The organism is Nocardia sp. NPDC004711 (assembly GCF_053601595.1).
On record NZ_JBSGCB010000008.1, the window covers coordinates 75,097 to 101,847 of the forward strand.

The 26,751-nt window shown below is 68.5% G+C and carries 21 protein-coding genes and 1 tRNA gene; 2 read left to right on the forward strand and 20 right to left on the reverse strand.

Annotated elements, in window-relative coordinates:
- Positions 1-4: 4 nt before the first annotated feature.
- The 8 genes from ACWEKS_RS09760 to ACWEKS_RS09795 all read right to left on the reverse strand — a co-directional run bounded on the left by ACWEKS_RS09760 (position 5) and on the right by ACWEKS_RS09795 (position 10,466).
- A complete protein-coding gene (locus tag ACWEKS_RS09760) occupies positions 5-976 on the reverse strand; it encodes an antibiotic biosynthesis monooxygenase (protein WP_452339694.1) in 972 nt (323 codons plus the stop codon).
- A gap of 15 nt (positions 977-991) precedes the next feature.
- A complete protein-coding gene (locus ACWEKS_RS09765; RefSeq protein ID WP_452339695.1) occupies positions 992-3,709 on the reverse strand; it encodes a molybdopterin-dependent oxidoreductase in 2,718 nt (905 codons plus the stop codon).
- A gap of 16 nt (positions 3,710-3,725) precedes the next feature.
- Positions 3,726-4,547: an FAD binding domain-containing protein gene (locus ACWEKS_RS09770; RefSeq protein WP_452339696.1), complete on the reverse strand. Its 822-nt coding sequence runs from the start codon at positions 4,545-4,547 to the stop codon at positions 3,726-3,728.
- Between the two features lie 479 nt (positions 4,548-5,026).
- A tRNA-Thr gene (locus ACWEKS_RS09775) sits at positions 5,027-5,102 on the reverse strand.
- An 82-nt stretch (positions 5,103-5,184) separates the two neighbouring features.
- Entirely contained in the window at positions 5,185-6,399 is a 1,215-nt protein-coding gene (locus ACWEKS_RS09780) for a DNA polymerase III subunit delta' (RefSeq protein ID WP_452339697.1), read from the reverse strand.
- 42 nt (positions 6,400-6,441) lie between these two features.
- Complete coding sequence (locus ACWEKS_RS09785; protein ID WP_452339698.1) at positions 6,442-6,948, reverse strand: DinB family protein; 507 nt, start codon at positions 6,946-6,948, stop codon at positions 6,442-6,444.
- 113 nt (positions 6,949-7,061) lie between these two features.
- Positions 7,062-9,944 carry a type I DNA topoisomerase gene (gene topA / locus ACWEKS_RS09790; RefSeq protein WP_452339805.1) on the reverse strand — a complete coding sequence of 961 codons (2,883 nt, stop codon included), beginning with the start codon at positions 9,942-9,944 and terminating at the stop codon, positions 7,062-7,064.
- A 315-nt stretch (positions 9,945-10,259) separates the two neighbouring features.
- A complete protein-coding gene (locus ACWEKS_RS09795) occupies positions 10,260-10,466 on the reverse strand; it encodes a cold-shock protein (protein ID WP_011206895.1) in 207 nt (68 codons plus the stop codon).
- A gap of 435 nt (positions 10,467-10,901) precedes the next feature.
- Here ACWEKS_RS09795 and ACWEKS_RS09800 point away from each other — a divergent pair, with 435 nt between their 5' ends.
- Positions 10,902-13,298, forward strand: a complete 2,397-nt coding sequence (locus ACWEKS_RS09800; protein ID WP_452339699.1) for a DEAD/DEAH box helicase — start codon at positions 10,902-10,904, stop codon at positions 13,296-13,298.
- Positions 13,299-13,651: 353 nt separating this feature from the next.
- On the opposite strand, the gene ACWEKS_RS09805 is transcribed toward ACWEKS_RS09800, so the two are convergent.
- The 7 genes from ACWEKS_RS09805 to ssd form a co-directional block, all read right to left on the reverse strand.
- Entirely contained in the window at positions 13,652-14,029 is a 378-nt protein-coding gene (locus ACWEKS_RS09805) for an Rv3654c family TadE-like protein (RefSeq protein WP_452339700.1), read from the reverse strand.
- Complete coding sequence (locus tag ACWEKS_RS09810) at positions 14,026-14,340, reverse strand: TadE family type IV pilus minor pilin (RefSeq protein WP_452339806.1); 315 nt, start codon at positions 14,338-14,340, stop codon at positions 14,026-14,028. The genes ACWEKS_RS09805 and ACWEKS_RS09810 overlap by 4 nt, the downstream gene beginning before the upstream one ends.
- Positions 14,341-14,375: 35 nt before the next feature.
- Positions 14,376-14,591 (reverse strand): DUF4244 domain-containing protein, encoded by a 216-nt coding sequence (locus ACWEKS_RS09815; RefSeq protein WP_452339701.1) that lies wholly within the window; start codon positions 14,589-14,591, stop codon positions 14,376-14,378.
- A gap of 72 nt (positions 14,592-14,663) precedes the next feature.
- Positions 14,664-15,263: a type II secretion system F family protein gene (locus tag ACWEKS_RS09820; RefSeq protein WP_452339702.1), complete on the reverse strand. Its 600-nt coding sequence runs from the start codon at positions 15,261-15,263 to the stop codon at positions 14,664-14,666.
- Positions 15,260-16,072, reverse strand: coding sequence for a type II secretion system F family protein (locus ACWEKS_RS09825; RefSeq protein ID WP_452339703.1), 813 nt, complete (start codon positions 16,070-16,072; stop codon positions 15,260-15,262). Before ACWEKS_RS09825 ends, ACWEKS_RS09820 begins: the two co-directional genes overlap by 4 nt.
- A 234-nt stretch (positions 16,073-16,306) precedes the next feature.
- Positions 16,307-17,503 carry a TadA family conjugal transfer-associated ATPase gene (locus ACWEKS_RS09830; protein WP_452339704.1) on the reverse strand — a complete coding sequence of 399 codons (1,197 nt, stop codon included), beginning with the start codon at positions 17,501-17,503 and terminating at the stop codon, positions 16,307-16,309.
- Complete coding sequence (ssd, locus tag ACWEKS_RS09835; RefSeq protein WP_452339705.1) at positions 17,500-18,948, reverse strand: septum site-determining protein Ssd; 1,449 nt, start codon at positions 18,946-18,948, stop codon at positions 17,500-17,502. The genes ACWEKS_RS09830 and ssd overlap by 4 nt, the downstream gene beginning before the upstream one ends.
- A gap of 391 nt (positions 18,949-19,339) precedes the next feature.
- Here ssd and ACWEKS_RS09840 point away from each other — a divergent pair, with 391 nt between their 5' ends.
- The gene (locus tag ACWEKS_RS09840; protein ID WP_379391106.1) at positions 19,340-20,140 is read left to right on the forward strand and encodes an HAD family hydrolase; all 801 of its coding nucleotides are present in this window, start codon (positions 19,340-19,342) and stop codon (positions 20,138-20,140) included.
- A 466-nt stretch (positions 20,141-20,606) separates the two neighbouring features.
- Here the strand turns inward: ACWEKS_RS09840 and ACWEKS_RS09845 are convergent, their stop codons facing one another.
- From ACWEKS_RS09845 to ACWEKS_RS09865, 5 genes are read right to left on the reverse strand one after another with little or no spacing between them, the layout of a single operon-like run.
- Positions 20,607-21,353, reverse strand: a complete 747-nt coding sequence (locus tag ACWEKS_RS09845) for an oxidoreductase (RefSeq protein ID WP_452339706.1) — start codon at positions 21,351-21,353, stop codon at positions 20,607-20,609.
- A gap of 51 nt (positions 21,354-21,404) precedes the next feature.
- Entirely contained in the window at positions 21,405-23,093 is a 1,689-nt protein-coding gene (locus ACWEKS_RS09850; RefSeq protein ID WP_452339707.1) for a dipeptide ABC transporter ATP-binding protein, read from the reverse strand.
- A gap of 5 nt (positions 23,094-23,098) precedes the next feature.
- Positions 23,099-24,076 carry an ABC transporter permease gene (locus ACWEKS_RS09855; RefSeq protein WP_452339708.1) on the reverse strand — a complete coding sequence of 326 codons (978 nt, stop codon included), beginning with the start codon at positions 24,074-24,076 and terminating at the stop codon, positions 23,099-23,101.
- A complete protein-coding gene (locus ACWEKS_RS09860) occupies positions 24,069-24,995 on the reverse strand; it encodes an ABC transporter permease (RefSeq protein ID WP_452339709.1) in 927 nt (308 codons plus the stop codon). Before ACWEKS_RS09860 ends, ACWEKS_RS09855 begins: the two co-directional genes overlap by 8 nt.
- Positions 24,996-25,001: 6 nt before the next feature.
- Entirely contained in the window at positions 25,002-26,606 is a 1,605-nt protein-coding gene (locus ACWEKS_RS09865) for a peptide ABC transporter substrate-binding protein (protein WP_452339710.1), read from the reverse strand.
- Between the last annotated feature and the right edge of the window lie 145 nt (positions 26,607-26,751).

Consider the following 26,751-nt stretch of genomic DNA (forward strand, 5'->3'; position numbering starts at 1 on the left):
CTTCTCACGGCAATTTCCAGAACACGACGGTCACCAGCCAGAACACGACCGCCCAGAACACCATCGCCGCGGCGATCAGCAGGGCGCCCCGCACGTTGGTCGCCGTGGTCGGCGCTTCAGGGTCCGGGTGCAGCCACCGTTCGAGCAATGGATTCACATAGCAAGGCATCGTCACGAAGGTCATGACGAAGCTGGACAACAGGTTTCCGATCAACATGCCCAGCCACAGCGGGAGCCGCGCCCACCCCAGCGCCAAGGTGAGCAGCACGACCGTCGGATACAGGCCGACCCACACCGCGATCGACGTCTTCGTCCGTGACGGCGTCCGCGCCCGGCCCCCAGGTTCGTCGAACGCGAACCAGCTGCCGAAGGAGCTGTCGATCGTGCGTAATCGAAAGTCGCTGAACCGCTTCCCTTCGTCGAGCAACTGCCGGCGCTCGGCCGAGGTCAGCCACCCGTCCAGGTCAGCGGCGGTGTCGTAGCGGTAGAGCATGGTCCACTCGTCCTGCACGCCCTCGATCGGCCGGAAGATCTCGGCACCGCGAAAACCCGGAAACTTGTTCTCCGCCAGCCGAAGTCGCTCCTGCCAGGCCAGGAACTCGTCGATGTGCTCGGGCGGGACCCGATGGGTCACCACGGCCGTGACGAGGGTGTCGGGGGGCGCGGCCCCGCCAGTCACGATCTGCTGCGTGGGCGCGCCGTCCAGGTAGCGCCGTCCTTCGGCGAGCCGGTCCTGACGCGTGGCGCTGTTGATCCACGCGCGCAGATTCGGGATCGAGTCGAAGCGGTAGATCACCGACCATTGCGGCTGCACGGCTGTCGGCGGGTTGACCTCGGCGGCGATGAATCCCGGATAGTGCGACGCCATGCTGTTCAGCCCGTGCTGCCAGGACAGGAAAGCCTTTTCACAGCCGGGCCGCACCGTTTCTCCGATGATGACGGTGGCGGCGTTGATGGCCGACTGCTCGCGGGTCATCGTTGTCTCCGGCACTCAGCCGGTCGAGGTCAACCGGACCGGTCGCAGGGACCTGAAGATGCGGTCGGGAGTGAGCGGCAGTTCGCGATATCGGACGCCGGTCGCGTCATATACCGCGTTCGCCAGTGCCGGTGCGACCGGGTTGATGCAGCACTCGGCAATCCCTTTGGACCGCGCCGGACCCACCGAGTCGGTCGAGCCGACCAGGATCACCTCGGTGCGCGGAGTGTCGGCGTAGGTGGGTATGCGGTAGTTGCGCAGCGTCGGATTGGTCATGACGCCGTTTTCGTCGACGAGATAATTTTCGGTCAGCACGAAGCCGAGGCCCTGGGCCACACCGCCTTCGATCTGACCGCGCACCTGTGCGGGATTGATGACCACCCCGGCGTCGGTGGCCTGCACGCTGTAGAGGACGCGGATCTCACCGGTCACGCGATGCACCGCGACTCGGAAGGCCTGCGTGTTGCAGGCGAGGCTGCGCGGCGACCCGTACGCCTTGCGCGATTCGGTCAACCGCGCACCCCGGCGGCGGGCGGCCGCCGCCAATTCGGTCAATCCGATGCGGGTGTCGCCACAGCGCACGGCATCGTCATCCATGGCGCACGAGGCCAGGTCGACCCCGGTATGCGTGGCGGCGAAGCGCAGAATCCGGTCGCGCAACGCGGCGGCCGTCCGCTGCACGGCATTGCCGGCCACGAACAGACCCGCGCTCGCGAATGCGCCGGTGTCGAAACCCGTGCGGTCGGTGTCGGCCTGGACGAGCCGGATCCGTGCCGGCGTGGTGCCCAGCTCGGCCGCGGCGATCTGAACGTGCGCCGTCGGTGTCCCCTCACCGAATTCCACAGTGCCCACGGCGATCTCATAGATGCCGTCGTCGCCCAGGGTGGCCAGCCCGACCGAGACATGTTCGGTCGGTGGCGCGGTTTCGTGCATCGATGTGGCTGTGCCGGTGCCGATCTGCCAGTCTTGCCCCAGCGCCTGCCCGTCGGGGTGGGCACGCAGCGCGGCGTCGACCCGGTCGATGCAGACGGCCAGTCCATCCTCGGTGAACGCTACGTCGTTGGCCTCGTCCTCGATCGACAGCAACGCGTCACCGGGCCGAACGATATTGCGGCGGCGCAGCTCCAGCGGATCCATGCCGAGGGCGACGGCCAGCTCGTGCATCGCCGACTCCACCGCGAAGACCGGCTGGGTCATGCCGTAGCCGCGCAGTGCGCCACTGGGCACGGTGTTGGTGTAGACCGAGTAGCCGTCGAATTTCTTGTTGGGACAGCGGTACAGCGCGATCGCGCCGCCTCCGGCGAACAACGTCTCGCCGGCGTGGTTGCCGTAGGCACCGGTATTGGAGACATTGCGGAACTCGAAAGCGGTCAGTGTTCCGTCGGACCGCGCCCCCAGCTTCACCGTGATCTTCATCGGATGTCGCGGTGAGGCAGTGGTGAACTCCTCCTCGCGCGTGTATTCCAGACACGTCGGCCGGCCGGTGTCCAGCGTTGCCAGCGCCACCAGATCTTCGCTGATCACTTCCTGCTTACCGCCGAAGGCGCCGCCGACGCGCTTGCAGAACACCCGAATCTGATCGGGTCGCAGGTCGAACAGATGGGCCAGCTTCCCCTTCGCGATCCACGGCGATTGCGAACTGGTCCGCACATGCAGCCGGCCCGCTTCCATCCAGGCGATCGATCCGTGCGTCTCCAGATGGGCATGCTGCACCCGCGGTGAGAAGTACGTGCCTTCGTGGATTACGTCGGCTTCGGCGAATCCCTGTGCGACATCACCGATTTCGCCGTGCAACTCGACCAGGATGTTGTGCACGGGGTCCTGCACGAACGGGTCGTGGGATCCGTGCAGCTGCGGCGCACCGGATTGCATCGCCTGCTCGGGATCGAATACCGCCGGCAGCACCTCGTAATCGACGGCGACCTTGCGACAGCCCTCCTCCGCGGCGCCGATCGATTCGGCCAGCACCGCGACCACCCGTTGGCCGGCGAAGCGCACCACGTTGTCCAGGATGTAGGTGTCGTCGGGGTCGACGAGATGATCGGTGTGGATCGCGGTGGAGAACAGCCTCCGGGGCACGTCTTCCCAGGTGTACACGCGGTGCACTCCGGGCACAGCCAGCGCCCCGGACTTGTCGATGGAGACGATGCGCGCATGGGCATGGGGTGAGTGCAGCACCTTCAGATGGAGCATCCCGGGCAGCTCGGTGTCCATCGTGTACTCGGCGCGCCCGGTCACCACGTCGGCCCCGGCCGGCGTACCGACACTGGTGCCGATCGCCCGGCCCGGTGCGGCGACTTCGATGCCGGCCACGCCGTTGATCGCGTCCTCGATTGCCCGATAGCCGGTGCAGCGGCACAGGTTTCCCTTCAACGCGTGCGGCAGGTCCTGCTTCTGCTCGTCGGTGAGGGCGGATGCCGTCATGATCATCCCGGCTGTGCAGAAGCCGCACTGGAATCCCGGGGCCTCGAGAAACTGCCGCTGCATCGGGTGCATGTCCTCGGGTGAACCGAGCCCCTCGATCGTCGTGACCTCATGCCCGTCGGCACGGAACGCCGGCGTGAGGCAACTGTGCACCGGACGACCGTCGAGCCAGACCGTGCATGCGCCGCAGTCACCGGCGTCGCACCCCTTCTTCACCCCGAACCAGCCCAGGTGACGCAGAAAGGTCCGCAGGCACTGACCGGGTTGCGGCTCTTGGGAGAACGTCTTCCCGTTGACGATATAGCTCATCGCAAGCCTCCGGATTTCACCGCAAGCCGCCAAGTTCGACCCGGATCTCCTCGGCGTAGTGTCTCGCCAGGTGCTTGCGGTGACCCGGTGTGCCGTTGGGGTCGGCGAACCAGACATCGGCATGTATCGCGTCGATGTGGTCCTGCAGGGTGTCGGCGTCGGGCACGGTGTCGAACCGCAGCACGACCGGGTGCGTGGTACCCGCCGTGATGGTGAGCAACAGATCACGGGTGCCCGGCGTCTGGGTCGCGACCATGAATATTGTGGAACGGCCGAGCTTGGTCAGGGTGAATCGCCGGTGCGTGTGGCGCTTGCGCAGCGCGTCACCGGGAATGTGCACACTACGCAGGATTTCCCCGGGCCACAGCGCATTTCGATGGTTGCCGAGGACGAAATCCTTCGCCGCGATGGTTCTCTCGGTTCCGTCCGCGGCCCACACGCGATAGGTCGCCTCGAGCGCCACGGCCAGGGTGATCATCGGTCCGGCAGGCAGGGACATGCAGATATTGCCGCCCACCGTCGCGGCATTCCAGATCTTGAACGACGCCAGGAAGGCCTCGCAGCTGGTGCGCAGCAGGCTGCCCGCCGGCCAGCCATCCGGCGGTGCGAACTCGTGCAGCTCCCGGATCGTGCACGTCGCGCCGATCTCGAGGCCCTCGCCGTCGGCCACCAGGTGAGGCCAGCCGAGTTCGGTGAGGTCGACCAGTCGGTGGACATTCGGCTGCGGCTCGGAGAACAACCACGTGCCACCGGCCAGCCACGCGTCTCCGATGTGCCAGTCCGCACCCGGCCGGCCGGAAGGCGGGCGGAGGACGTCGACGACGGTGTTCAGATCCATACGAGCCCTCCGCCGACACGCCGTCAGGCGCTGCTGAACAGACTGACCGTAGAGTTCCGGGTCGATTCTGGGAATTTCTCTCACACCGGGTACACGGCGTGATGTGTTCGCAACGAATCATGATCACGTTTTCCCCAGACTGACATTGAGCGGGAGATACTGTCAATATCCGTGGATGGTTGATCACCAGGCGACCTCCGCCGCACAACGATATGCGCTGACGGCGGGTTGACCTGGATCTTTCGTGGAGCTGACGCATCGGCCAGACCGGATTCGGATCGGTGTTCCGCGCCCGGCCGCCGGGTCCCACAGACGGCCCGCGTCATGATCACACAGGGCAAGCCTCCGCACGCAGGCAATGAGTTCGCATGCCAGGCAGACGATTTCGATCCGCGCGCTTCCCCAGTGCCACCGGCACCGGATTCGGACCCCGAAACGACAGCAGGTGGAGAGCGACATACGCTCTCCACCTGCTTGTTTGGAGCCGCCTGGGGGAATCGAACCCCCGACCTTTTCATTACGAGTGAAGCGCTCTACCGACTGAGCTAAGGCGGCGTGCCTTCCGGCGGTGCGAGTCTATCGTCTCGCGCCCGAATCGCGAAAACGGGAGCTCGCGGTGATGCGGGACACGCCCAGGTCAGGCGGAACGGGCCGCGATCAGGGCCGCGGCCATGGCGGCGAGGGCGAAGCGCGGCTTCACATTGGTTTCGAGGGCCTCGCGGCAATCGAGCACCGCCTGGATGGAGAGCAGCAGGCCCTCGGGGCGGACATCGGTCGCGAGTTCGCGGATCTGGTCGGCCATGTCCGGGTGGGTGAGGGTCACGCCCGAGGAGGAATCCGCGGTGGCCGCGCCGAATCGGACCGCGAGCGCGTCCCGGTACAGGCCCGCGACATCGATCAGGGCCCGGTCCAGGGCATCGCGCCCGGTGCGGGTGGCCCGCGACTTCTGGCGTTTCTCCAGGTCTTTCAGCGCACCGGCGGAACCGCGGGTGGCCGAGGCGGTGCCCTTACCGGTGCCGCCCGCGCCCAGCGCGGTGGCCAGTTCCTCGCGTTCCTTCCCGTCGCGCTCGGCACTGACCTGCTTGGCCTCGTCATCGGCCGACTTCACCAGTTCGTCGGCGGCCGTATACGCCGCTGCGGGCCGGGCGGTCGCCGTGACCAGCGCCAGGGCTCGTTTGCGCCGGGCCCGGGCCTGGTCGTCGGTGGCCAGCCGCCGGGCGCGCCCGACATGTCCACCGCTGATCGAGGCCGCCCAGCCGGCGGTCTTCTGGTCCAGACCGTCCCGCTCGTGCAGCACCCACGCGATCGAATCCGCCGACGGCGTCGCCAAATGCACGTGCCTGCACCGGGATCGCAGCGTCACCGAAATGTCCTCGGGATCCACCGACGGCGCGCACAGCAGGAACACCGTGCGCTCCGGCGGCTCCTCCACCACCTTCAGCAGCACATTGCCCGCTGCCTCGGTCAACCGGTCGGCGTCCTCGACCACGACCACCTGCCAGCGCCCGGTGCTCGGCCGCCGCGACGCCACCTGCACGATCTCGCGCATCTCCTTGGTGCCGATGCTCAAACCCTCCGGCACCACCCGCCGCACATCGCCGTGTGTCCCGGCCATGGTGGTCGTGCACGCGTGACACCGCCCGCATCCGGGCGTCCCCTCGTCCGTGCACTGCAGCGCCGCCGCGAAGCACAGCGCCGCGACCGACCGCCCCGATCCGGGCGGCCCGGTGAACAACCACGAATGCGTCATGGCCGACGACGATCCGGCCCCACCCCGTGCCGCCACCGCCGCAGCCGTCAACTCGGACTCGACCGCACCCTGGCCGACCAGCCGATCGAAGACACCCGCCACGCCGACCACCTTAGCCGCCACCCCCGACAGCCCGGCCGGGAGTCAGTTCGCGCGCTGATATGTCGTGTTCGCGCCGTCCAGGGCCTCGCGGATGATGTCCGCGTGCCCGGAGTGGTGCGCGATCTCCCGGAAGATGTGCAGCAGGATGTAGCGCACGCTGAGCCATTCCCGCTCCGGCGCCCAGGGCGCGGTCGGCGTCGGCACCGAATCCTCGAGGTTGGGTAGCTCGCGGATCAGCTTGCCGGTGTGCTCGGCCACCACCTCCCACTCGGCCAGCAGGCCGGCGACCGTCTGTTCCGGGTCCAGCCGATACTCGGAATCCATTCGGGAGACATCGAATTCGGAGTTCGGGTCGCGCTCCGCGAGGATGGTGGTCCAGTGCCGCTCGATATTCACCGCGTGGCTGAGCAGACCGCCGAGGGTGAGTTCACTGACCGTGGTGCGCTGGCGCGCCTGCTCGTCGTCGATGCCGCGGACGGTGATCCGGAAGAGCTCGCGCTGGCTGTCCAGGATCTTGATCAGTTCTTCACGCTCGTGGTCGACGGTCATCGAATGTCCTTCCGCTGGTGCGTGTTCCGGATTACACGCTACGGCAGGCCACCGACAGACACAGCGGCCGAAAAGCAAAGCGCCCCCGTCGTGACGGGGGCGCTTCGATCAGGTCAGGACTGCGAGGCCGCGGCCTTCTTCGCCGCCGCCTTCTTGGCCGGGGCCTTCTTGGCCGCCGCTGCCTTCTTGGTGGTGACGCCGTCGGCCGTCTTGGCCGCCGCCTTCTTCGCCGCCGCCTTCTTGACCACGGTCTTGGCCACCGCGGTCTTCTTCGCGGCCGCCTTCTTGGCGGTCTTCTTCGCGGCCTTCTTCACCGGCCCGCGTGCCCGGCGGTCCGCCAGCAGCTCCGAAGCCCGTGCGTCGGTGATGGATTCGACCTCGTCACCCTTGCGCAGGCTGGCATTGGTCTCACCGTCGGTGACATACGGGCCGAACCGCCCGTCCTTGATCACCATCGGCTTCTCCGACACCGGGTCCACACCCAGCTCACGCAGCGGCGGCGCACTGGCCGACTGCCCGCCGCGCCGCTTGGGCTCGGCGTAGATCTTGAGCGCGTCCTCCAGCGTCACCGTGAAGATCTGATCCTCACCGGTGAGCGAGCGCGAATCCGTGCCCTTCTTCAGGTACGGCCCGTACCGCCCGTTCTGCGCGGTGATCTCGTCCCCGGAGGCCGGGTCCACACCCACCACGCGCGGCAGCGACAGCAGCTTGAGCGCGTCGTCCAGGGTCACCGACTCCACGCTCATGGACTTGAACAGCGACCCGGTGCGCGGCTTCGGCTTGTCGGCCGCCTTCTTGGCGGTCTTCTTCGCCGTGGTGTCCAGATCCTCCGCGGGTTCCGGCAGGATCTCGGTGACGTACGGGCCGAAACGTCCTTCCTTGGCGACGATTTCGTGCCCGCTCGCCGGATCTGTACCCAGCGAGCGACCTTCCTGCGGAGTCGCGAACAGCTTCTCCGCGACCTCGGGCGACAGCTCGTCCGGCGGCAGATCGTCGGGCAGGTTGGCCCGCTGCGACACCGGATTCCCGTCCGGGTCATCGGGATTGACGACCATGCGCTCCAGGTACGGTCCGAACTTGCCGACCCGGACCACCACATCGCGGCCCTCGTCATCGCTGAAGAGCTTGATGGAGTTGACTTCTCGCGCGTCGATGCCGTCGAGTCGTTCGCCCACCATCCTTTTCAGGCCGCCCGACCGCGCCACCGAACCCTCGGCACCGTGATCGCCACCGAAATAGAAGGAGGACAACCAGTTTCCGCGCTGTTCGCGACCACCGGCGATGGCGTCGAGATCGTCCTCCATGGCCGCGGTGAAGTCGAAGTCCACCAGCCGCCCGAAGTGGTCCTCCAGCAGCCCGATCACCGCGAACGCCACCCACGACGGCACCAGCGCGCTGCCGCGCTTGTACACATAGCCGCGGTCGAGAATCGTCTTGATGATCGAGGAGTAGGTGGAAGGACGGCCGATGCCGAGATCTTCCAGCGCCTTGATCAGCGAAGCTTCGGTGAAGCGTGCGGGCGGATTGGTGGTGTGCCCGTCCGGCTCGAGCTCGATGGCCGTCACGCGCTGGCCCTCGGTCAGCGCCGGCAGCCGCGATTCGGCGTCGTCGGACTGGCCGCCCGCCTCCTCGTCGACACTCTCCACATATGCCTTGAGGAATCCCGGGAAGGTGATCGTCCGGCCGGACGCCGAAAACACGCACTCCTCACCGCTATTCGCGATGCCGGTAATGCGCACCGTCAGCGTGGTGCCGCGCGCGTCCTGCATCTGCGAGGCCACCGTGCGCTGCCAGATCAGCTCGTACAAACGGAATTCGTCGCCGTCGAGCTTGGCATGCAACTGTCCCGGCGTGGCGAAGATATCGCCCGCGGGACGAATGGCCTCGTGTGCCTCCTGCGCATTCTTGACCTTGCGGGTGTACTGCCGCGGCGTGGGACTCACGTATTCCGCGCCGTACAACTGCGTGGCCTGTGCCCGGGCCGCCTGAATCGCCGACTCCGACAAAGTCGTCGAGTCGGTACGCATATAAGTGATGTAACCGTTCTCGTACAGCCGCTGCGCCACCCGCATGGTGCGCTCGGAGGTGAAACGCAGCTTGCGCGCGGCCTCCTGCTGCAGCGTCGAGGTCATGAACGGCGCGTACGGCTTTCGCGTGTACGGCTTGGATTCCACCGAGGAAACCGTGAAGTCCACGCCGTGCAGCGATTCCGCCAGCCGCTGCGCATAGCCGGCGTCGAGTACGACGACACCCTGTGATTTCAGCTGCCCGTCGGATCCGAAATCGCGACCGGTCGCCACCCGAGCGCCCTCGACACTGACCAGCCGCGCACCGAAGACCCGCGGATTCCCGCCGTCCTCCTGCCCGCGCCCGCCGGCATCCAGCTTGGCCGCGATATCCCAGTACTCCGCGGACCGGAACGCCATGCGCTCCCGCTCGCGCTGCACGATGACGCGCGTCGCCACCGACTGCACCCGGCCCGCCGACAGCCGCGGCATGACCTTCTTCCACAGCACCGGCGAGACCTCGTAGCCGTAGAGCCGGTCCAGGATGCGCCGCGTCTCCTGCGCGTCGACCAGATCCTTGTCCAGCTCACGGGTATCGGCCGCGGCGGCCTGGATGGCGGGCTCGGTGATCTCGTGGAACACCATGCGCCGCACCGGCACCTTGGGCTTGAGCGTCTCCAGCAGGTGCCAGGCGATGGCCTCGCCCTCGCGGTCGGGGTCGGTGGCGAGGTAGAGCTCGTCGGCGTCGGCCAGCAGGCTCTTCAGCTCACTGACCTTCCCCTTCTTATCGGGGCTGACCACATAAATGGGCTCGAAATCGTGATCGACATCCACGCCGAGCCGAGCCCACTGCTGTCCTTTGTATTTGGCGGGCACATCCGCCGCACCCCGCGGCAGGTCCCGAATATGACCGACCGAGGCCTCCACGACATAGCCGCGGCCCAGGTAGGGGGCGATCTTCTTGGCCTTCGTCGGCGACTCGACAATCACGAGACGACGCAGGGAACGGCCCTGGTCGGGCGCTGCCTGGGGGTTCGGCGCTGCACCGCGGTCTCGTGTTGCCACCGGCGAACACACCTTTCATCTCGATCCGCATCGGCGCTGGTGTACGCGCTCTACGCGGCTGGGGCAAACGGCTGCGATGTCCGATATCGCTGCCAGCAACGTTTATACCGTGTTCGAAGGCCGTGGCTGGTGCACGGCGACGATGTAGCCCCTGATCGTGATCGAGTGTAATGGGTCCAGATATGGGTCGTCCCCCACCGCCGGGGGCGATGGGGGACGGAACCTGAGGGGTTGGCTCGCTCAGGAGAGCGCGCGAACACCGGTGGCCTGCGGGCCCTTGGTGCCTTGACCAACCTCGAACTCGACCTTCTGGTTCTCCTCGAGGGTGCGGAAGCCCGACCCCTGGATCTCGGAGTAGTGGACGAAGACGTCAGCTGAGCCGTCCTCGGGCGCGATGAAGCCGAACCCCTTCTCCGCGTTGAACCACTTCACAGTTCCCTGTGCCATTCTGTTCCTTCTCTTTCCATACCGGAACGGCGGACAACTGGGTTCATCCACCGGGTCCGTTGAGACCGCTGTACTCTGTTCCCCCTGCAGGAAAGCACCTAGTACACCGTTCGCAACATCGATCCTGCTGATGGTTTGGACTTTCGATCCGTTCCCTCGAACACAGAAGCTTGCGACCAGGAACCAGTGAACCATGTCTTCCGGGAATTCAACAGCGGAGTTACCCACAATTTGCAAAAAAGTTGATCTTGCGAATGCGCAGGTGAGGGGCATAATGCCCAAATCCGTACTTGAAGTTGGTTTGCTTTCGAATAACAGAGCGAGCATCTGGCAAACAGGGTGTGAGGCAGGTCGCTACTCTGCAGTGAAATGGCAGGTGAGGCGGCAGGCGCACACACGTTTCGCACCCGTTGGGCGTGTCGCGGTGACGCTTCGATGAATGGCGAGGATCCGATGCGTCGATCCGGAGACAACAGCGACATCAGCTACGGGAGATCGTTGCTGAATCGTGTCCTTAATAGCCCGCTTTCGGGTGACCCCCGACTCACCCATGTCAGCGAGCTACCGCCGCGCGCGGCGCAGATCACGAAATGGCCCGAATGGACATCTCCGGATGTCATCGCCGCAGTTCAGGCGGCCGGAGTCGCAGAGCCGTGGAGCCACCAGAGCCGCGCCGCGGAACTGGCCGCGGCGGGGCGGCACGTGGTGGTGTCGACCGGGACGGCGTCCGGGAAATCGCTGGCGTATCAGCTGCCGGTTTTGACCGCGCTGCAACAGGATCCGCGGGCCACAGCGCTCTATCTGTCGCCGACCAAAGCGCTGGGGGCCGATCAGCTGCGCATGGTCAACGAGCTGACCAGCGAAGATCCGCTGCGCACCATTCATCCCGCGCCGTATGACGGCGATACGCCGGCGGAAATCCGGCAGTGGGTGCGGGCGCACGCGCGATGGGTGTTCACCAATCCGGACATGCTGCATGTCGGAATGCTGCGGTCTCATCAGCGGTGGGCGCGATTGTTGCGTCAGCTCAAATACATCGTGGTCGACGAATGTCATATCTATCGCGGGGTTTTCGGCTCGCACGTGGCGCTGGTGCTGCGCCGGTTACGGCGACTCGCCGAGCGCTACGGAGCGGATCCGGTTTTCGTGCTGTGCTCGGCGACCACGGCCGATCCGGCGGCCACCGCCGAAAAGCTGATCGGCGCACCGTGTGTCGCGGTCACCGACGACGGGTCGCCGCAGGGCGCGCGGACCGTGGCGCTGTGGGAGCCGCCGCTGCTCGGCAGCGGCGTGACCGGGGAAAACGGTGCAGCTGTGCGGCGTTCGGCCGGGGCCGAGGCCGCCACCGTGATGGCGGATCTGGTGGTCGAGGGGGCGCGCACGCTGACCTTCGTGCGGTCGCGGCGCAGCGCCGAACTGGTCGCCATGGACACGCGGCGGCTGCTGGCGGAGGTGGATGCCGAGCTCCCCGGGCGTGTCGCGGCCTATCGGGCCGGGTACCTGGCCGAGGACCGGCGGGCGCTGGAGGCGGCGCTCTCGGACGGCTCGCTGCTGGGTGCGGCCACCACGAATGCCCTGGAACTGGGCGTGGACATCGCCGGGCTGGATGCCGTTGTGGTGGCGGGATATCCGGGGACGGTCGCCTCGTTCTGGCAGCAGGCCGGGCGCGCCGGCCGCCGCACCCAGGGGTCGCTGGTGCTGCTCATCGCGCGGGACGACCCACTGGACACCTATCTCGTGCATCACCCGCAGGCGCTGCTCGGGCGGCCCCTGGAAGCCACCATCACCGACCCGCACAACCCGTACGTGCTCGGGCCGCATCTGCTGTGCGCGGCCATGGAACAGCCGCTCAGCGATGCGGAAGTGCATGCCTTCCAGGCCTGGGAACTGCTGTCCGACCTGGCCGAGCAGGGTTTGATCCGGCGGCGTGCGGGCGTGGCGCGGGACGGGTCGGCGCGCTGGTTCGTGACCGCCGGCGCGCATCCGCACGACGCGGTGGACGTGCGCGGCGGCATCGGCACGGCGGTGGCGGTGGTGGACGGCGAGTCGGGCCGCATGCTGGGCACCACCGACGCCGGGCGCGCTCCGGCCACCCTGCATCCGGGCGCGGTGCACCTGCATCAGGGCGAGAGCTACGTGGTCGACGAGCTGGACCTCGAGGAGGGCGTCGCGCTGGTGCACGCCGACACGCCGGGGTGGAGCACCAGTGCGCGGGTGGTCACCTCGCTGGAGATCGAGGCGGTGACCGAGGAGCGCCGATCCGGCTCGGTCACAACGGCTTTGGCGCAGGTGCTGGTGACCCGCCAGGTGGTCGCGTACCTGCGTCGGCTACCCAGCGGCGAGGTGCTGGACCTGGTGCCGCTGGACCTGCCGGCGCAGACGCTGCCCACCCGGGCCGTGTTCTACACGGTCACGCCGGACCTGCTGGCCCGGGCCGGGATCGACGCCCGGCACGCCGCGGGCGCGCTGCACGCTGCCGAACACGCCGCGATCGGCATGCTGCCGCTGGTGGCGACCTGCGATCGGTGGGATATCGGCGGCGTGTCTACCGCCGAACACGCCGACACCGGGCTGCCCACGGTCTTCGTCTACGACGGGCATCCGGGCGGGGCGGGCTTCGCGGAGCGCGGCTTCGTCCGGCTGCAGCACTGGCTGACGGCCACGCTGGGCGCCATCGAGTCCTGCGCGTGCGCGCATGGGTGCCCGTCCTGCGTGCAGTCACCCAAGTGCGGCAACGGCAACAACCCGCTGGACAAGGCCGGTGCGGCCCGGCTACTGCGGGCCGTGCTGGCCGAACTCGGGGAAGATGACGACCGCTCTCCCGAACCGTGACACGGCCGTCTTCGTCGTGAGACCGGAGCGCCACACGACCAACCGGTCGGCCTTGTCAGCTGGCTGATATCGGGCGGAATCCGGATGCTGAGGAGTGGCCGCGACACGCCGGAGACCCAAGTCGATTAAAAAGGGATGCTATCCTGTTAACTGAGGGATTGCTCCGTTCGATAATGTCGCTCCCGGATTTACCTGTGCATTCATTCGAATGAGTCTCCGGGAACGAATTGGAAAGCAATCGACACCCAATCTATTCGCCTCCCGCATTCATCGAATTTCGACATTGATCGACCACTGATGTGGCCCGCGCCATCACATTTCTAACCAACCGCTCGGTACGAGATATTGCCTCGCTACCTCGGCTCGTCCGCCGGGCCCGCCCGCGCGACCGCGCGCACGTCCCGTTCCCCCAGTGGGCCCAGCGATACCCGGCCGGCAACCGTCACAGTCACGTCCCAGCCCAGCACCACGCATCCGGCCGGTCGCACGCCCATCCGGCCCGCGACGGCCGCGGCCCGGCCGCACGCGGCGGAGACGCCGCCATCCAGCGCACCGGCCGCGGCCAGCGCACTCAGATCCGCGGCGGCCTGCACCCGGTGCCGGGCCGCCACCGCCACTCCGACCTGGGCAATCAGGACCGCGACCGCCAGCAGGCCGATCAGGGCCAGGCATGCGGTGACGGTCACGCCACCCGCCTCGCTCCCGGCCCGATCCATGATCGTGCGCCTCATCGGGATGCTCCGGGCTCCCGCGCCGCCACCGCCGCCGCGTGCAGGGTGACCGGAACAAGGGTGGCGCGGGCACTCACCTCGGCCACGACCAGGTCACCCTCGGTGCGGACGACGACCCGGGCACCGGGCGGTGCGACCCGGCGGGCGGTGACGACACCGACGTCGGTGTCACCGCGAGCGGCGAGACGGGCCGCCTCGCGGGCGGCATCGACACAACGCACCTGCGCCGATACCGCCAGCAGGGCGCCGACGCCCAGCACCACGACCGCGACGAGGGCGGCCAGCGCTATGGCCGCCTCCACGGTCGCCATGCCCGCCTCGGCATGGGGAGGTGGTGTGGCATACGTCACTTGACGGGAGTCTTCAGCGCCTTGTCGATGATGTTGGTCAGGGCGCTCACAATGCTGTCGCCGGTCACGACGGTATACAGCACCGCCCCGAAGGCGGCGGCCGCGATCGTCCCGATCGCGTATTCGGCGGTGCTCATCCCGTGGTCCGCGGTCACGGCGTGCAGCAGCCGGGTCCGCAGTTCCCAGAGCAGGTTTCGGACGGACGTTCCCATGCTCGCTCCTTCCCTCACTCCGGCACGGCCGATCCGCACCGGCACAGTCGTGAACCTCGCGGCCGCCGCCGGTCACAGCAGACCGCCTTCCAGCACCCGGCCCGCCAGGCCGATCACCACCGGGACGATTCCCAGGCACAGGAAGGCGGGCAGGAAGCAGAGGCCGAGCGGGCCGCCGATCAGCACCCCGGCCCGCTCGGCCCGGGCCGCGGCCACATCCTCGAGCTCGCCCCGGCGGCGCTCCGCCAATTCGGCCACGGCCGTGGCCAATCCGGTTCCCGAGCGCGCCGAGCGGCGGGCCAGCCGCGCCAGCGCCGTCACCGTCTCCTCGGCGGAGCCGGCCGTGGCCTGCTCCCACGCGGTGGCCGGATCCGCGCCCAGCGCCAGCAGGTCGGCAACCCGGCGCAGCGCAGAGGCCAGTGGATCGGGCGCCTCGGATGCGACCGCCGCGGCAGCGGCGGCGGTGGGCAGCCCGGCGCGCAGGCACGCCGCCAGCAGATCGAGGGCGGAGGCGACCCCGAGCGGATCCGGCTCGGCCCGGAACTCCGTTTGCGGCAGTGGATTACCGCGCACCGGGTCCCGCAGTCGGCGCAGCCTGCGGACCGCACCGGTCCGGCCCGGCAGCATGAGCACCGCGATAGCCGCCAGCACCGCGGCCACGGACGGAGTCATCGCAGCACCTTGTCGGTGATGGCATCGGCCCACAGCAGACCGGCGCAGGTCAGGGCGGACCCCAGGGGCAGCAGCAGCGTGCCCGCCGAGGACAGCAACAGCACACGCAGCGGGGACGCACCCATCAGCTCGCCCAGGCCGAGGCCGAGCAGGGGCAGCAGGGCCAGCACCACGGCGGTCGCCCGGGCCCCGGCCAGCGCCGCGGACGTGCGATCGCGGAAGCGCTTGCGGCCCAGCAGATCCGAACGCGCGGCGGCCAGCAGCTCGGCCAGGGCGAGCCCGTGCCGCTCGGCCACCCGCCAGGCCCCGGCCACTCGGGACAGTTCCCGCGCCACTACCGAGCCGGGACGCCGCAGGCCCTCCGCGCCGGACCCGCCCAACCGGCTCCGCGCCGCGCTGACCGCGAAGGCCCGTGCCACGTCGCCCGCGGTCTCACGGGCCGCCACCTGGGCCGCGGCGCTCGGATGTGCGCCGATCCGCAGCTCCCCGATCACCGCCTCCAGCCCCTCCAGCAACTGTGCGATCTCGATGCCCCGCTGCCGTTCTCGCCTCGTGCGGCGGCACCGAATCAGGACGGTGGTCGCCAGCAGTACCGCGGCCACCACCGGACCGGGGCCGACGAGGAGCATCAGGGGCAATGCCGACAACGGCGCTATGCGGATCATCCAGCCGCGCCTGGCCTTTCGCCCGCACTCACGAAGCTTGAACAGCCGAGACATGCGCCGCCGCGCGATCGGCGGAGGCACCACGAGCAGCGCCAGCGCGAGGCAGGCCGATGCGAGCGCGTGCGGGCCGAAGCCGGATCCCATCAGTCACCTCCGGACTGCTTCGAGCCCGGATCATCCTCGGCGCCACTCGAATCGGTGATACTCGGCTGGCAACCGCCATCGCGCAACGCCAGCCGCAATCCCGCGAACCGTGGGCCACGCAGACCGAAAGAATTGCAGCACAACCGATCCGAGCCTGGAGTGGAGGGCGGAATCGAACCGTGGAACGGCGAATTCGACCGGGGCCGGGGGCAACCGCACGAGCCCGGGCAGTCTTCACTCGCGGGGATCATCCGGAGTCCTTTCGTCGAGGAGTTTCCTGAGGAGCACAGCGCCCGGGGTCGGACGGGTGTCGGCGGTCCATGCGGGTGCGATCCGCACCCGGCCGTCGACGGGGGTGACCACGCCGATTTCGCGGAGCGCGCGACGCCCGTCGGGCCGGCGGTGGACGTGCAGGATCACCTGGATCGCGGCGGCCAGCTGGCTGTGCAGGGCGGGCGCGGGCATGCCGCCCAGGGCCGCGAGCGCCTCCAGCCGGGCCGGGACCTCGCCGGGCGAGTTGGCGTGCACGGTCCCCGCCCCACCGTCATGGCCGGTATTGAGCGCGGTCAGCAGATCGACGACCTCGGCGCCCCGAACCTCCCCCACCACAATGCGATCCGGGCGCATACGGAGCGCCTGGCGCACCAGATCACGCACGGTGACCTGGCCCGCGCCCTCGACATTGGCGGGGCGGGCGACCAGGCGGACCACATGCGGATGCGGTGGCGCGAGCTCGGCCGCGTCCTCGACGCAGACGATCCGCTCGGCGGGGGCCACCTTGGCCAGCAGGCCCGACAGCAGTGTGGTCTTCCCCGCGCCGGTGCCACCGACCACCAGGAAGGCGAGCCGGGCACGAATGATGTGCTCCAGCAGGAGTTTCGCGTCCGGTGGCACCGCACCGGCCGCAGCCAGCGCGTCCAGACCCTGGGTGGCGGGGCGCAGCACGCGCAGCGACAGGCAGGTGCCGCCGTGCGCGATCGGCGACAGCACCGCGTGCAACCGCACCCCGAAGGAATCCCCGGATGCCGCTTCGGTTCCCGCCAGCCGTCCGTCCACCCACGGCTGCGCATCATCCAGCCGCCGTCCGGCCGCCAGGGCCAATCGTTGCGCCAGCCGCCGCACCGCCGCCTCGTCCGGAAACCGCACCGGGGTACGCCGCAGGCCCCGACCCCGATCGACCCACACCGAATCCGGCCCGGTGACCAGCACATCGGCCACCTCGGGGTCGTGCAGCAGCGGCTCCAGCACGCCCGCGCCGGTCATCTCGGTCTGCAGCAATCGCAAGGCCCGCAACAGATCCGTGTCCGCGAGCACCCCGCCCGCCTCGGCCCGAATGGCCGCCGCCACCCGCGCCGGATCCGGATCCGCCGCCCCTTCCGCCAGCCGCTCCCGCACCCGCTCCAGCAGCTCGGTCGTCACCAGCTCACTCATTGCCGGGATCCCGCAGGTTCCGGCAACGGAGAACCACAGGTCGAACCGTGCGCGCGGGCAATACGCCACCACGAGTGGCCCGGGCCGCCGGGAGGCCGGCCGTAGCGGGGACTCTCGGAAAACAGTGCGGTCAAAGCGGTTTCGGCGGCAGTGCGAAGCGGACCGCGCCGCCGGACGGTCAGGCCCCCGCGTTCCAGGCGCTCGGTCAGGCCCGGCTGCGACGGGACCGCGGTGAGCAGCGGCAGGGTGAGCACCTCGGCGATGTCGGACGGGGCGAGTCCGCCGGGCGCGGGGCCCCGGACAATCAAGCGCACATTCGGATTTCGCGCGGTCAGGTAGGCCGCGGCGGAATCGGCCGCGGCGATCGAGCGCAGGCGCGCCTGGGTCACCAGCACCACCAGATCGGCCACCTCGAGAACCTGGTCGGTGTGCGGTCCGTGGTCGCTGGACAGGTCCGCGACCACGAGATCACCGGCCGCCCGGCCGCCCTCGAGGACCGCTCGCACCGCGGCGGGCGCGAGTGCCGCCGCCACCGATCCGTCGGCACGGCTCAACTCGGCCGCATGATCACCGGTCGCACCGGAGAGCGCCTGCGGACTGAAGACAGCGACGCCGCGGTCGACCACGCAAGACGGAGGCCCGTCGAGGTCCGTTGCGAGCGAGGAGGTTCCGTCCGAACAGAGCGGGGCGGAATGAAGCATCGGTACGGGCTGCACGTGGGAAGCGGCACCGCCGACGGGGCTGCGCCCGGGGGCAATCGGGTCCGCGCTCGGCGAGAGCGCGCCGAGTTCGGTTGCGGGAGCGCCTCTTCCGCAGGAGAGTACGGCCAACCCCGCAGTGGCGGGCAGCGCCTCGTGCAGAGCGGGAGCGGAAACGCGGCCGTGTTCGATGGTGAGGTCGGGCCAGCGCAGCCCCGGCGCCCGCTCCAGGCCGAGGAGGAGGTCGAGGCCGCCGCCGTAGGGAGCGCAGTCGACCAGCAGGGTGCGGTCGCGGAAACGGCCTGCGGCCGTGAGGGCTACGGCGGCGGCCAGCACGGAGGCGCCGGATCCCGCGCCCGCACCGGCCACCGCGAGGACCGCGCCGTCGCCGGGGCGCCGGCGGTCGTGGGCGGCGAAGGCGGCGATCAGGGCGTCGGCGGCGGCGGGCAGGGGCAGCACCTGTTCGGCGCCGGCCGCGGTGGCGGCCTGCCAATCGAGCAAACCGGGCTCGCCATCGGTCACCAGGAGAATCCCCGGGCGGCGGGGGTGGGCGGCGGACGCACAGCTATGTGCGGCAGCGGTATCGACGATGATCACGGACGCATTGGTCCAGGAGTGGCGGCCCGGCGGCGGCACGCGCTCGTCGAGCGGGCGGTCGGCCGCGGCGGCGATGCGGCGAATCTCGTCGCGCAGGCGGGGATCGGCGACCAGCGACAGGGCCGGTGGGGTGGAGGCATCGGAGTTCATGCAGGTCAGCGTCGCCCGATCGGAGCAGCGGCGAAAGCGCCTCCACGGCGAGTGTGGATAACACGCGGCCTGTGCAGAACTCGAGAAGCGGGAACGGATCCGGAACTGTCCGTAAATAGAGGACGGCCCCAGCCGGGGGGGGAGGAGGCTGGGGCCGTCGGGTTCAGCCCCGGGGGGTCGGGCTGAACGCGCCTGGACCATGTCCAGGTATCTGCGATACTACACCCAAGCCCCGACCGGATTGCAAGTCCGCCCGGCGAGTCTTTTTCCCGCCCCGACGGCTCGGCTTCCCCCTGGCTAACCCGGATGAACCGGGTCTCGCGGTGACCCTCGCCACGCATGCGGCAGAGGCGAATGAAATGGCGCGGCGCAGAACCATATCCTGGACGACGTGACAGCCGAACGCGGACGAGTCGCCGCCTTCTTCGATCTCGACAAGACGGTGATCGCCAGGTCGAGCGCCTTCGTGTTCAGCAAGCCGTTCCTGGACCAGGGACTGCTCAGCCGGCGGGCTGTGCTGGAGAGCAGCTACGCCCACTTCCTGTTCCTGCTGTCCGGCGCCGATCACGATCAGATGGAGCGCATGCGCGAGCATCTGACCAAGATGTGCGCGGGCTGGGATGTGGACCAGGTGCGCTCGATCGTCGCCGAGACCCTGCACGACATCGTGGACCCGCTCATCTACGCCGAGGCGGCGGATCTCATTGCGGACCACCGGATTCGAGGCCACGACGTGGTGATCGTCTCGGCCTCCGGCGAGGAGATGGTGGCCCCGATCGCCGCGGCGCTCGGCGCGGACCACTTCGCCGCCACCCGCATGGTCATCGAAAACGGCAGGTACGCGGGCGAAGTCGAGTTCTACTGCTACGGACCGGGCAAGGTCGAGGCGATCGAAAAGCTTGCGGCGCAATACGATTACGACCTGTCCCGCTGTTACGCCTACTCCGACTCGGTCACCGATCTGCCCATGCTCGAGGTGGTGGGTCACCCCACAGCGGTGAATCCGGATCGGGGCCTGCGGCGCGAGGCCACCACCCGTGGCTGGCCGATTCTCGCCTTCTCCAATCCGGTGTCGCTGTGGGCGCGGATCCCGGCTCCGACCACCACCACGGTGGCCGCGACCGCCGCGGTCGGGCTCAGCGCGCTGGCGGCCGGAGCGCTCACCTACCGGCTGCTGCGGCGGCGCCGCTGACGCCGACCCGCCGGAAACGCCCGGATGAAAAATGGCGGGACACGCCGAGTTTTTGAAAGTTTCCCCAGGTCTTGATGTGATGGCGGTCACGGGGTAACAATGGAGGCACGGAAGGACGGAAGGCCAAGATCGGATCGGAAGAGAAGATTCGACCTCCCATCCCACCCTTCCCAGCACGGACACCAGGCACCCACGCGGAGCACGCCGCGACAAGGGCAACAGTAGTTGTGGGTCTGCGTTATCCAGGATATCGACGGCAAGGGCCTCGCAATCAATGCGGGGATGAACCGCCGGATCCTGGAGAGCTCGCCGAGGCCGAAGAAAACACAACCAGAAAAGCACGCTTGGTAACCGGGTAGTCCGTGCTAGCGGGCGGTGAGGTCGCAATTCGCGACAACGCCGCCCGCTTCGACGTGTATGGACCCCGGAAACCCTTGGCGTACAGGCAGTTTCGTGATCAGGGGACTTACCCCGAGGCGGCGTCCGCGATCGAGCGGGCCTCGCGGGCGCCGTCTTCGAGAGCGCCACAGGTGAAGATCACCCAGCCGCCGACGCCCTCCGCGGTCCCCATACCGAAGGCGGCCGCGGCGTCGAGGTAGGCCCGGCGGCGGCGGAGCCAGAAGACTTCGGGGACGCCGAGGCTGTGCGGGTCCAGGCCACTGGACACAGCGACCAGGCGGGAGGCGGCCCGGGCGACGATGCCGTCGGCGGTGCCGAAGGGCCGCAGGGAGAGCAGTTCGCCGTGAACGACGGCCGCGATCACCGGGGCGGGGGCCTTCGTACTGGTGATGGTCTGGACCAGCAGGTCCAGACGTTCGGCGACGCCGGGGACATTGCGGGGGCGGCCCAGCTGTTCTTGGTCGTCGACCATGTCGGCGGCGGCGAGCAGGTGCAGGCGGGCGAGAGCCTGGAGCGGGGCGCGCTGCCAGACGCCGACCAGGTTGGTGAGGGCCTCGGCGTCGAGGGCCTGGCCCACGCGCAACGAGCCGGCCAGGATCGGGTCGTCGACGCGGCCGTCGACGGGGAGATCGATGGTGCCGCCGTCGATGGCGGCGGAGGAGCGGGCCGCGCGGACGGCGGCCTCGGCGGCGGTGGTGGGCCAGCCGCGGCGGTTCGCCCGGTGGCGATGCACCTCGGCGAGGGCGTCGCGGGCCTTGTCGGCGGCATCACGCACGCCGGGCAGGTCGACGAGGGGCTGCAACGGGTCGGTCACGAGGTACGAGGCTACTGCCGGGTATCGGATCGCCCGCCGACACCCGGTCGGTCATCCCGCGAGCAGGTCGCGACCGGGGATGGCGTCGAGCAGGCGGCGGGTGTATTCGGACTGCGGGTTGTCGAACACCTCGGTGGTGGATGCGGCCTCGACCACCCTGCCCTGCTGCATGACCAGGACGTCGTCCGCGATCTGGCGGACCACGGCCAGGTCGTGGGTGATGAACAGGTAGGTGAGGCCGAGATCGGCCTGTAGCTCGTTGAGCAGCTGCAGGATCTGAGCCTGTACCAGCACGTCGAGGGCCGAGACGGCCTCGTCGCAGACCACCAGCTCCGGGGAGAGCGCCAGGGCCCGGGCGATGGCCACCCGCTGGCGCTGGCCGCCGGAGAGCTCGTTCGGGTAGCGGCGCATGACCGAGGCCGGGAGCGAGACCTTGTCGAGCAGATCGCGCACGGTGGCCTCGTGCTCGGCCGGGGTGCCGAGGCGATGGGTGCGCAGCGGCTCCTCGATGGTCCGGTAGATGGAGTACATCGGGTCGAGGGACCCGTATGGGTCCTGGAACACGGGTTGCACGCGGCGACGGAAAGCGAAGGCGGCCTTGGCATCCAGGGTCGCCACCTCGCGACCGTCGAAGGTGACGCGGCCGGCGGTGGGCGGCAGCAGGCCCAGCACCATCTGTGCCACCGTGGATTTGCCCGAACCGGATTCGCCGACGATCGCGGTGGTGGTGCCGCGCCGCAGAGTGAACGAGACATCGTCCACCGCAACGAGTTCGGAGGATCGCCACGGCGCGTTGCCGCGAATGCGGAACACCCGCGTGAGGTGGTCCGCGACGAGCAGATCGTCGGGGGCACTGGCGAATTCGGCGTCGGTTTCGGCCAGCTGCCCGGCGACCTGGACGGCCTGCTCCCGCACCTCGGCCCGCTTGCGCACCGAGGACAGCCGCTGCGAGGCCAGCGAGGGCGCGGAGTTCACCAGTTTCTTGGTGTACAGGTGCTGGGGTTCGCGCAGGATCTGCAGGGCCGGACCGGATTCCACCACGCGGCCGCGGTACATGACGACCAGGTGTTCGGCCCGTTCGGCGGCCAGGCCCAGGTCGTGGGTGATGAGCAGGACCGCGGTGCCGAGTTCGGCGGTCAGGCCGTCGAGGTGGTCGAGGATCTGACGCTGCACGGTGACGTCGAGCGCCGAGGTGGGTTCGTCGGCGATGAGCAGTTTCGGCCGGCAGGACAGGCCGATGGCGATGAGCGCGCGCTGGCGCATGCCGCCGGAGAATTCGTGGGGGTACTGGTTGACGCGGCGTTCGGCATCGGGCATGCCGGCCTCGGCGAGCAGTTCGACGGCCCGCTGCCGGGCGGCCCGGCCCTTGGCAACGCCATTGGCCTCCAGGGTTTCCCGGATCTGGAATCCGACCTTCCACACCGGGTTCAGGTTGGACATTGGGTCCTGCGGCACGAAGCCGATACCGCGCCCGCGCACTCCGACGATCTCGCGGCCGGTGGCCTTCGACAGGTCCTTGCCGTCGAAGAGCACCGAGCCGGAGGTGATCCGGCCGGTGCCGGGCAGCAGGTCGATGATGGCGTGCGCGGTGGTCGATTTGCCGGATCCGGATTCACCGACGATGGCGACCGTCTGCCCCGGATACACCGTCAGGCTCACCCCGCGCACCGCCGGGACCTCGCGCCGGTCGGCGGTGAAGGCCACGTTCAGATCGCGGACCTCGAGCAGTGGTTCGGTCATGGCGCTCACCTCTTGCGGGCCTTGGGGTCGAAGGCGTCGCGCACGGCGTCGCCGAGCATGATGAAGCTGAGCACGGTCAGCGCGAGCGCGGTGGCCGGGTAGAACAGGATGGCCGAGGTGCGAATCTCCTTCTGGTCCACCGCGATATCCGATCCCCACGACACGGTCTGCCGGGTGAGCCCGACGCCCAGATACGACAGCGTCGCCTCGGTGACGATGAAGACACCCAGCGCGATGGTGCTCACCACGATGAGCGGCCCGGCCGAGTTGGGCAGCACGTGCCGCACCAGCGTCCGGAATCTGGAGACGCCCAGGGCCTTTGCCGCCGTGACGTACTCGCTGTTCTTCGATTCGATCACCGCGCCGCGCACGATGCGCGCGGCCTGCGGCCAGCTGAACGAGGCCAGCGTGAGCATGACCGTCCACACCGTACGCGAGGCGAGCAGCTGCATGAGCACGATGGAGGCCAGCATCAGCGGCAGCGCGTAGAACACCTCCGAGATCCGCGACACCACCGAATCCAGCAGCCCGCCATAGTATCCGGCGATCGCACCCAGGGCGCCGCCGATGAGCACGTACATCAGCGTCGCGCCGACACCGGTCACCACCGAGGCGCGGGCGCCGTAGATGGTGCGGGCGTAGATGTCGCAGCCCTGCTTGTCGAAACCGAACCAGTGTGTCCCGGACGGCTTCTGCATGCTGAAATCACCGTTGCAGTAGCGCGGATCCTGGCTGGTGAACAGCTGCGGCCACACGGCGACCAGCATCACCAGCACGATCAGCACCGCCGCCGCGAGGAAGATGGGATTGCGCCGCAGCTGCCGCCAGGCGTCCCGCCACACGCTGGTGGGGGCGGTGGTCTCGTCCAGGGTGTCGGTGGCCAGGACCTGGACCTCGTCCGGCGGCGCCACGAAATGCTCCTGGCCACGGCGCATTTCGCGGACCGCGGGTTGCCGGCTGTCGCGGGCCTCGGGTTCAGGCATAGCGGATCCTCGGGTCGAGGGCGGCGTAGAGCAGGTCGACGATCAGGTTGGACAGCAACAGGATCACGATCAGCACCGTCACGAAGGCCACCACCGTGGGCGGTTCCCCGCGCGTAATGGCCTGGTAGAGCGTGCCGCCGACGCCCGGGATATTGAAGATGCCCTCGGTGACCACCGCGCCGCCGAGCAGGAAGCCCAGATCGGTGCCGAGGAAGGTGACAACCGGGATCATCGAGTTGCGCAGGATGTGCACCACGATCACCCGCCTGCGGCTGAGTCCTTTGGCGGTGGCGGTGCGCACGAAGTCGGCGGTCATGTTCTCCGCCACCGCGTTCCGGGTCAGCCGCAACACGTAGGCGAACGACAGCGACGCGAGTACGAACGCCGGTACCAGCAGATCCGTGAAGCTCGCCTTCGCCCCGACGGTCACCGGTGCGATGCCCCACTTCACGCCGAGCAGGAACTGCGCGAGGAAGCCGACCACGAAGATCGGCACCGCGATGATCACCAGGCTGAGCACCAGCATGGTGGAGTCGAAGAGCTTGCCCTTGCGCAGCCCCGCGATCAGCCCGAACGTCACGCCGAAGACCGCTTCGATGCAGACCGCCATGACGGACAGCCGGAAGGTGATCGGGAACGCGCGGGCGAGCTCGTCGCGCACCGGCCGACCCGAGAAGGACGTCCCGAAGTCCAGCGTGACAATGCCTTTCAGGTACTCCAGGTATTGGATGAAGAACGGCTGATCCAGGTGGTAGCGAGCGCGCAGGGACGCCTCCACCGCCGGGGTCATCTGCCGGTCCCCGGCGAGCGCCTGGATGGGGTCGCCGGGGATCAGGAAGACCATCGCGTAGATGAGCAGCGTCGCCCCGAAGAAGACCGGGATCATCTGGAGCAGCCGCCGGACGACGTACCACACCATGCCGGGCTACTTCTCGATGTTCTCGAAGTCGAACAGCCCCGACCAGGAGACAGGCGCCTGCTTCACCTTGTCCGAGCGCCCGGCCGCGACGTTGTAGTCGAAGATCGGGATATCGGCCATGTCCCGGAACAGCACGGTCTGCGCCTGCGCGATGCCGTCATACGCCTGTTCGGGTGTGGCGGCGGCGAGGGCGCCGTTGAGCAGCCGGTCGAATTCCGGGCTCTTGTAGTGCACGTCATTGGTTTCCGAGGTGCTCAGGAACAGCGCGGTCAGGTATTCGAACATGGACGGGTAGTCGCCCTGCCAGCCGTAGCGGAACGCCTTGCCCACGTTCTCGTGCACGATCTCGTCGCGAATGTTCTTGAACGTCGGGTAGGGCGCGCCGACCGCGTCGATGCCGAGGGTGTTCTTGATGCTGTTCGCGGTCGCCTCGATCCAGGCCTGATGACCGCCGTCGGAGTTGTAGGCGATCTGGAAGGTGCCCGACCACGGCGAGATGGCGTCGGCCTGCGCCCACAGCTTCTTGGCCTCGTCCGGATTGAACTTCAGCACTTCGGAACCCGGCAGGCCGGCGCGGAACCCGGGCAGGGTGAAGGCGGTGAAGTCCTGGCAGGGGACGCGGGTGTTGTGGAAGATGTTGGCGGCGATCTGTTCCCGGTTGATGGCCATCGAAATCGCCTTGCGCCGCAGCACTCCTTCGGGTCCGGAGAAGTGGGCGACATTGGGCTGGATGCCGATGTGCTGGCTGTAGGCGATGGGCTTGTGGATGGCCCGGTCGCCCAGGTCCTTCTCGTAGGTGGCCAGCGCGGTATCCGGGATCACGTCCAGGCCGTCCAGATTGCCCTGGAGCAGGTCGGCGTACGCGGTGTCCATGTTCGCGTACATCTTGAAGCGCAGGCCCTTGTTCTTGGCGGGCCGCCCGCCCTTGTAGTCCGGGTTGGGCACCACGTCGATCTGCACATTGTGCTGCCAGGCACCGGCGCCGGCGAACTTGTAGGGGCCGTTGCCGATCGGGTTCTCGCCGAAGGCCTTCATGTCCTTGTAGGCCACGGCGGGCAGCGGATAGAACGGCGAGAAGCCGAGTTCCAGCTCGAAGTCGATGGACGGCTGTTTGAGGTCGACGGTGAAGGTGTGGTCGTCGACCACCTTCAGGCCCGACATGGTCTGCGCCTTGGGCGGATTCGCCGCGACGTCGTCGTACCCGACGATCGGGGTGAAGACCCAGTTCTGCAGCTGCGCATTGGTGCCCAGGGCGCCGTAATTCCACGCGTCCACAAAGGATTTCGAGGTCACCGCGGTGCCGTCGGTGAACGTCCAGTCCGGCTTGATGGTGATGGTGTAGTGCTGGCGGTCCGGCGTGACGATGGACTGCGCCATCTCGTCGTGCGGAGTGCCGTTGGCGTCGTAGTACTTCAGCCCCGCCCAGAGCCGGTCGACCACGCGGCCGCCCATGTTCTCGTTGGTATTGGTGGGCACCAACGGATTCTGTGGTTCGGCGGCGTTCACGGTGACGTAGTCGGAATTGTTGTCCTCACCGGAGGAGCATGCGGTCAGGCTGAGGCTTGTGGCCAGTGCCGCCACGGCGAGCGCGGTGATCGTCTTGATTCGCAACGCGTTTCTCCCATCCCAGGAAACGGTCGGCCTCGGGGTGAATCGGACATTAACGATCGCGGCCGATGTTGTCAGCGGATCGAAACGGGAATGTTCGGCTTGTTAGCAATCCGGCAACATGGGGCATCCGAATGGGAGACCCTAC